The organism is Streptosporangium sp. NPDC050284 (genome assembly GCF_044459525.1).
Lineage (GTDB): Bacteria > Actinomycetota > Actinomycetes > Streptosporangiales > Streptosporangiaceae > Streptosporangium.
The window spans coordinates 8,121-16,540 of sequence record NZ_JBITIZ010000043.1 but is presented as its reverse complement, the minus strand read 5'-3'; the positions used below and the strand labels follow the sequence as shown (position 1 = coordinate 16,540).

The following is an 8,420-nucleotide window of genomic DNA, read 5'->3' as shown; positions in this document are numbered from 1 at the left end:
AGGCCGCATCTACTCGACGGCTGTCTGACCACAACGGGGTTGGCCATCGAGCCATGGTGATCGCGGGGACGGACTCTACGAATTCAACTGGAGTAATTTTCGATCGTTTGCTTGTCCTGCACTCCGAACTGTCGCCTCCGGCCTGGCCAGAGCGCTGCGGCGGGCTGGGGTAACGCGAGGGCGTTCGTTCTCGCGGTGACGTGTTCGGAGGATGACGGCGTATGCGCCGAAATGTGTCATGGTCGTTTTCAGCGCGTGCTAAAACGTGGGCATCGGTGATCGTCGTTACGGCTGTAACCCCAGGGTTGCTGCTTTTCCAAGCGGTCCCGGTGGCCGCCGCGATGCAATCAGTTGCGCTCTTTCACGGCACCCCTGACACACCGGACCAGTTGACCGGGTCGGCTGCGGGCTTCCCCTCTCTGGTGGATAGCAAAGCGACCACCCAGATGTCGGCGGCGGTGGTCGACGGCCAGTGGCGTTCGGATATCGAACCTCCCGAAGGCGCGGTCCCCATCGAGGAGCGCTTCGTCGATCAGCGAGAGACCGGCACCCAAGCCGGGACGTTGTCGAAGACCTCGGCTGCCCCGGCGCAGTCGCAGGCTTCGCTGCTGGCCGATGAGCCGACGTTGCTGAACACTTTCCCGCGCAGTGGGATGTTGATGGATTCGTTAACTCCCACCTTGCGAGCGCAAGGGCGCAGCACGGTGGGCGGATCGGTGCGATACGCGTTCAAGATCTGTGACAAGGACACGATGACCGGCACGGGGTGCACCTCCTCAGGCACCCTGGCCGCCGGCGTCAACACCTGGAAGGTGCCGGCGGTCAAGCTGGCGTGGGGAAAGCAGTACTGGTGGACGGTCACCGTCACCGATACCTCCAACTCGATGTCGACCCTCTCGCCGGTGCACACCTTCGTCACCGGAGTGCGCCAGCCTGTAGTGACCTCGCAACTGGCCACCCCCGGCGTCGATGAGCAAGAGTTTCACCAGCAGAGCGGCAACTACACCACCACCGTCACCGACCTGTCGGTTCCCACCGCCGGGCCGCCGTTGTCGGTGACGCGCTCCTATAACAGCATGGACCCGCGTACCGATGGGATCTTCGGGGCGGGGTGGTCGACCCGCTGGGACATGAAGATCGTCAAGGAGGTGCGGGGCCCGGCTGTTTCAGCATTGGTGACCTACCCTGACGGCCGTCAGGTGCGGTTCATGGGCAGCGGGGCAGGGGCCTTTCAGCCACCGCCGGGGATGCACGCCACCTTGGCCGAGGAAAGCGGCGGCACCTGGCGGTTGATGGACAAGTCAGCCACCACATACGCCTTCGACGCTCAAGGCCGGTTGACCGAGGTCACCGACTCCCGGGGCCGCGGCCAGGAGTTGGCCTACGGTGCGGGTGGGAAACTGTCGACGGTGACGGCCACGGGCGGGCGATCGCTGACGTTCACCTGGACCGGCGCTCACGTCACCTCGGTTTCCAGCGACCCGGTGAACGGTGCACCGCTGACGTGGACCTACCACTACGACGGTGATCGACTGACCGGGGTGTGTGCGCCGGTGGCGGCCCCCAACTGCACCCACTACAGCTACGGCACCGGCTCCCAGTACCGCAGTGGCGTGTTGGACTCCGACCCGTACGCCTACTGGCGGCTGGGCGAGGCATCGGGGACGGTGGCGACCGACCAGGGCGCGGGCCAAGGTGACGCCACCTATCAGGGGGTTGGTTATGCCAAGCCCGGCGCGCTGGCCGGCAGCACCGACACCGCGGTGGAGTTCACCACCGGCTCGGCACTGAAGTTGCCCGCTAATACGGTGCCGCACCTGGGTGATCAGATCTCGGTGGAGGCATGGTTCAAGACCAGCCAGTCCGGGGTGTTGATGGCCGCTGGCACCCAGGAGACCTCCGGTATCCCGTGGGGACCGATGTTGTACGTCGGCACTGATGGCAAGCTGCGTGGCTCACTGGCCGCGGTCGCCGCGCCGATCACTTCGGCCGGTGTGGTCAACGACAACACCTGGCACCACGTGGTGCTGACCGTCTCGGGTCAGAACCAGACATTGTTCCTGGATGGCACGCCGGTTGGCACTTTGAGTGCGGCGGTGAGCGCCTGGCGGCAAAGCGCGACGGTGGGCAACGGGGTGGCTGACCCGGCCACCTCTCCGGCGGTGCCCACCCCGCGGGCGGCGTTCCCGTTCAAGGGGTTCATCGACGAGGTCGCGATCTATGACAAGCCGCTGACCGCGACTGAGGTGAGCGCCCACCACGCCGCCCGGGCCGAGGCGGCGCACAAGCTCACCGGCGTCATCCTGCCCTCGGGGCGGGTGTGGGCGGCCAACACCTATGACGCCGCGACCGATCGGCTCAAAACCCATGTCGACCGCGACGGCGGTACCTGGCAGATCGGCGCGCAGAGCTATGACCCGCAAAACGGCGCCGCCCGTATCACCGTGGTCGATCCGCGCAACGAGGAGTTGAAGTATCTCTACGACGCCTGGCGCGGGTATCGCATCATCGGTGAGACCGACCAGCTGGGGCACGCCTCTTGGTATGAGTACAACTTGTCCGGGTCACTGGCCAAACTGATCGACCGCAACGACATCGTCAACGACGTCTACTTCGACGAGCGCGACAATCTCATCGCCCGCAAATACTGCCGCGCCCCGGGGCAATGCGCGATCGAGACCTGGAAGTACTATCTCAACACCAGCGACGCCTTCGATCCGCGTAACGACCTGGTGACCGTGCACCGCGACGGACGTTCGGCCTCTGACACCGACACCACCTACGCCATCACTACCGAGTACACCACCTACGGTGAGGTGGCGAAGGTGACCAGCCCGGTCACCTCGGACTTCCCCACCGGCCGGTCGATGATCTCCACCTACACCGATGGCACCGAGCCCGCGATCGGCGGCGGCACCACCCCGGCCGGGCTGCTGGAATCAGCCAAGGACCTCAAGGACAACGAGACGACCTACCGCTACACCGCCTCCGGGCAGGTAGCCGAGCAGACCAGCCCATCGGGGCTGAAGACCACCTTCACCTACGACGCGGTAGGACGGTTGACCTCCCGCGCCGAGATCTCGGCGGCCCATCCCAACGGGGTCAACACGACCTTCACCTACGACGGCCTCGGCCGTCTACTCACTCGCACCGATCCCGGGGTGAAGAACGAGGTCACCAACCTCACCCACACCGCCAAGACCACGCTGACCTACGATGCTGACGGCAACAAGCTCACCACCACCGTAACCGACTTGACCGGCGGCGACGCGACGCGCACCACCACCTACACCTATGACACCAAGGGACGGGTGGAGACGGTCACCGACCCCGAAGGCGGGATAACCGCCTCCACTTGGGACGTCACCGGCGCTCAGACATCCCAGACCGACCCGGTGGGCACGGTCATCACCTTCGCCTACACCAAACGCGGAAAGCCAGCCTCTCGTACGTTGAAGAACTGGACCGGCAGCCCGGTCAGCCCACAGCCCGCCCAGGACGTGGTGTTGGAGTCCTTCTCCTACGACCCCGGCGGACGGCTGGCTGGTCACATCGACGCGATGGGCCGTAAGAAGGCCTACACCTACTGGATGGACAACCGACCGGCGACGACGAGCGGCGACGACGTCCGCCTCAACCACTCCGTTAGCCCAACCGACGTGGTGCTGCAAGAAAACGAATATGACCCGGCCGGTAACCTCGTCCGGCAGGTCAGTGGCGGCGGCAAGAGTACCGTCGAGTCCGTCTACGACGCTGCCAGCCGTCTCACCTCCACCACGTTCGACCCCGCCGCCCTCGGCCGCAAGGCCGCTTTCGAGTACGACAAGAACGACAACGTCACCAAGAAGACCTTCACCGCAGCTGGCACCCCCCGCGTCGAATCCACCTCATACCTCTACAACGCGCTGAACCAGGTGACCCGGCAGACCGTGGAGAACGGTGCCGAGGACCTGGTCACCACCAGCGTCTATGACGACCGCGGCCTGCTGACCGCGACCGTCGACCCGCGCGGCAACGCCTCCGGCGCCACGCCTGCGGACTTCACCGCCACGATGCGCTACGACCTCGCTGGCCAACTGGTGGAAGCCAAATCACCGCAGGTGACGATCGAGAAGAACGGCACCACCGCCACCACCGGGCGCCCCACCGTCAGGTACGGATACAACAGCGCGGGCCTGCAGAGCCACATCGTCGATGCCGAAGGGCGCACCACCACTTCTGTCTTCGACAAGGCCGGGCGCCTGACCTCGACCATCGGTGCGCCCTACACCCCGCCGGGCGGCAGCGCGATCACCCCTGAGGTGAGCTTCGGCTATGACGCGGCCGGGCGGCAGACCACGGTCACCGACCCGCGCGATCACGTCACCTCCACCGTCTATGACGCGCTGGGTCGCCCGGTCAAGGTCACCGAACCCGGCCCGTCTGGGCCCGGCGGCATCCGGGTGGCCGAATACGATCTGCTGGGCGAGCAGCTCGCGGTGATCGATCCCACCGGGGCGCGCGTCGAGGCCACCTACGACGATCTGGGCCGACAAGTCACCCAGACGCAGATTGAGCGCACCCCCGCCACCGTGGCGCACATCACCAAGTTGACCTACGACGCTGCGGGCAACCTCACCACAACCGTCGCGCCGGGGCCAGGCAACAAGACCACTACCTACACGGTCAACGCCGCCGGAGAGGTCACCGCCACCATCGCCCCGGCCACCCCCAGCAGCACTACCCTGGCCAGCCGCACCACCAGCTTCGGCTACGACCTGATGGGCCGCCAGACCAAGGTGACCGACGCCCTGGGCAACGCCACCGAGGCCACCTACGACCTGGCCGGCCGCAAGACCGCCGCCAAGGATCTCACCGGCGCCATTACGGTGCGCACCGTCGGCTTCGGCTATGACCCGGCCGGTAACCCGACCAGCACCACCTCCGGCGAGGGATATGTCACCCAGCGCACCTTCGACGCCACAGGACGACTGACCTCCCTGATCGAACCGGTCTCCGCGACCTCGTCGATCACCTCGACGTTCGGCTACGACGCCACCGGGGCACGCACCCGCACCACCGACGGCCGCAACAACGCCACCTGGACCACCTACAACGCCCTCGGTTTGGTCGAATCGGTCATCGAACCGTCCACCACCGCCCATCCCAACGCCGCTGATCGGACCTGGACCAGCGTCTACGACGCCTCCGGCAACGCCACCGCCACCCTGCAGCCGGGCGGGGTGCGCATCGATCGCACTTTCGACCAGCTGAACCGGGTGACCGCAGAGGTCGGCAGCGGAACTTCGATGGCTACGGTGAACCGCGCGGTCACCTACGACAGCGCGGGCCGCCTCACTGCAATCGGCGACTACACCCTCGAATACAACGACCGCAGCCTGCCGACCAAGGTGTCCAAGGCCACCAACCAGATCGCCGCCTACACCTACGACGCCACCGGTAACCTCACCCAGCGCGTCGACCCCGCAGGGACGGCAAACTACACCTGGGATGCCGCCGACCGGCTCAACACCGCCAGCGACCCGGTGACCGGGCGCACCTGGACCTACGGCTACGACAACGCCAACCGGCTCACCAGCAAAACCTCCGCCAACCCGGTCGGCACCCAGACCTACGGCTACGACACCATGGACCGGCTCACCTCCCAGGCGGTGAAGAACAGCTCTGGCACCGAACTGTCGAAGATCACTTACGGGTGGGATAAGGACGACAACCTCACCACTAAGACCACCACCGGCACCGCCGGCGCCGGGACCAACACCTATGCCCATGACCGCGCCGGACGGCTGACCTCCTGGACCGCCCCCGGCGGCGCCGTCACCGCCTATGAGTGGGACGCCTCCGGCAATCGCACCAAAGTCGGCACCGAGACCTTCGTCTACGACCAGCGCAACCGGCTCACCAGCGGAGCCGGAACCGACTACACCTACACCCCCCGCGGCACCACCGCCACCGAGACCAAGGCCGGCGTCACCCGTAATCTCACCTTCGACGTCTTTGACCGGCTCACCTCCGACGGGGATGCCACCTACGGCTACGACGCCCTGGACCGGATGACCTCCCGCACCGCCGGCGCCACCCAGCAGCGCTTCGTCTACTCCGGCCTGAGCAACGACCTCGTCACCACCACCGACAGCGTCGGCACCGTCCAAGCCAAATACGGCCGCGACCCGTTCGGCGGCCTGCTCAGTCTCCAAGAGGGCGCGAGCCCCGCCCTGGCCACGATGACTGACCTGCACGGCGATGTGGTGGGTACCTTCTCCGGCACCGCTCTGGTCGACTCGGTCGCCTACGACCCCTTCGGACAGGTCACCCACCGCTCGGGTACTCAGCGAGGCCTCGGCTACCAGGGCGAGTACACCGATCCTGACACCGGCAAGGTCAACATGCACGCCCGCTGGTACCAGCCCGGCACCGGTGCTTTTGCCTCCCGTGACACCGCCGCTCTCAACCCGGACCCGTCGGTCCAGGCCAATCGTTACACCTACGCCAACGCCTCCCCTCTCACCCACACCGACCCCAGCGGACACAATGCCATTCAGCTCAACACAGTGGGCTCTCAAAACGGCGCAAGTGGCGGCTCCGGCTGGCAGTCCTACGACACAAGTAGTTATTGGGACAAATACCTAGATCGAGATTCCTCAAGCTGGGACTTCAACCCGCCAGAGGTCGTCCCGGGGCAGCCGTACTACTCATGGCCTGATCAGCCATGCTGCCTTGTGGAGGCGGATTGGTGGTTCGACGAGGAAAGAGCGAAAGCGATAGGTATCACGGTGAAGGGAAGAACGGCCCCGAAAGGCTACTGGGACGCGAGCAAAGAGAAGCGGGACCTCTACGAGCTTTTCGCCGATTTCATAGATGACGAGAAGACTCTTAAAGAGCTGTGGAAAAAAATAAATTCATCCGATTACAAGAAGTATAACAATGGGTCATCCGGCGCAGGAGCGATGCCACGAAGCCAAGACCCCGGCAGCGGCGACAAGGGTCTAAAAGAGTTCGCAGCCTGCAAGGAGGTTCTTAAAGTTGAACAGTGCGCCGAGGCGAAAAGGATTAGCGACACGGCGGCCGACTATGTCAACGAGCGCATGAAGGACTACAAACTCACAGGTAAGTCCCCAGGCTGGGCCAGGAACGTACTGAGGCACTTCGTTACCATGACACTGATGTGCTATCACCTGGGATGCAAGGCGGCCGAAAAGGTCGCAGAAATTCATGAACGTTTTGCGTTTGAAGGCTACAAGCACCCCAGCGAATACAAAGGAGACACCAAAGAGGAAAAGGCGGCTCGCAAAGAAGCTCAAAAGAAATGGGATCAAATTACCAAAGATAGCGCCTTTGACGAAGTGGTGAACGCGCTTGCCGTCAAGTACTACGAGCAGAACAAAAACCGCTTCGAACCCCTGGTTAACAGCAAATGCGGCAAGTATCCCTCCATTGTTCCTGGCGGGCAAGCCACCTGGGATAGATGCGAGGATCTTGCAGTCATGGGAACAGCGTTCACGGCAGGAGCGAATCGAATGTGCGAGAGAACTTTTTCCCTTGCAGGGCAGAAAAATCCCGTATTCGTGAACTGCCAAAATGTGATTCGCTACTAATGCATAGATAGCTCGCGCGGGACATCTCGCAATAAACTCGGAATAAATCAATTAGATAATTAATTTTCGCAACGCAAAGGGATTACGGTACGGGAGGTATCATGATCTGAAGAGCGGGCGTGACGATCCGCTTCCCTCGGCCGTATGTGGCCGGATACTCCGCATGATCGGCCCGAAGTGCGATTCAGGACAGAAAGAACGGTGAGCAGTGCCCAACACGGATCGGCTGGACACGGGTGATTTCGAGGCATCCGGCCATGGCACGACCGGGCCGCACGCGAGTGCTCCCCCTGCCGTTGTCCGGCCCGCACCCATCGACCTCACGCCGCAGGCTTCTACCGTCGTACAGGATATGACTCCCACCGGGAACAGGTTCTCGCTAGCTGCGGCTATGGCGCTGCAATCGGCGTCTCCCCGCCGACGCCCCGGGTTGATCGCCGCAGTAACGACCTGCGCGGCGATCTTCGCGCTCATGGCAGCCTCCTGGCCTCCCGCGAAAATCCCGTCAGCGGACAACGACACCAAACCGGCGGTAACAGCAGAACCATTGGGTCGCCATAGTGACGCTGTCTATGCGGTCGCGGTCGGACAGGTGAACGGCCGACCCATCGCCGTCACCGGCGGCGCGGACGCCACGGTGCGGGTGTGGGACCTAACCACCCGCAAACCCCTCGGCCAACCAATGACCGGCCACACCAGCACCGTCGGAGCGATCGCGGTCGGACAAGTGAACGGCCGACCCATCGCCGTCACCGGCGGCGCGGACGCCACGGTGCGGGTGTGGGACCTAACCACCCGCAAACCCCTCGGCCAACCAATGACCGG

Annotated in this window: 2 protein-coding genes; both read left to right on the top strand. The window is 64.3% G+C overall.

Going from position 1 to position 8,420, the window contains the following annotated elements; all coding sequences use genetic code 11:
• The first annotated feature begins 221 nt into the window (after positions 1–221).
• A complete protein-coding gene (locus ACIBH4_RS39455; RefSeq protein WP_362770268.1) occupies positions 222–7,595 on the top strand; it encodes a LamG-like jellyroll fold domain-containing protein in 7,374 nt (2,457 codons plus the stop codon).
• 391 nt (positions 7,596–7,986) lie between these two features.
• Positions 7,987–8,420, top strand: a 434-nt coding sequence (locus ACIBH4_RS39450) for a hypothetical protein (RefSeq protein ID WP_399173881.1), incomplete at its 3' end; no start/stop codon positions are given.

Excerpts from the sequence above, each read along its gene's own strand:
- ACIBH4_RS39455 (WP_362770268.1), top strand. The coding sequence starts at position 222 with ATGCGCCGAAATGTGTCATGGTCGTTTTCAGCGCGTGCTAAAACGTGG.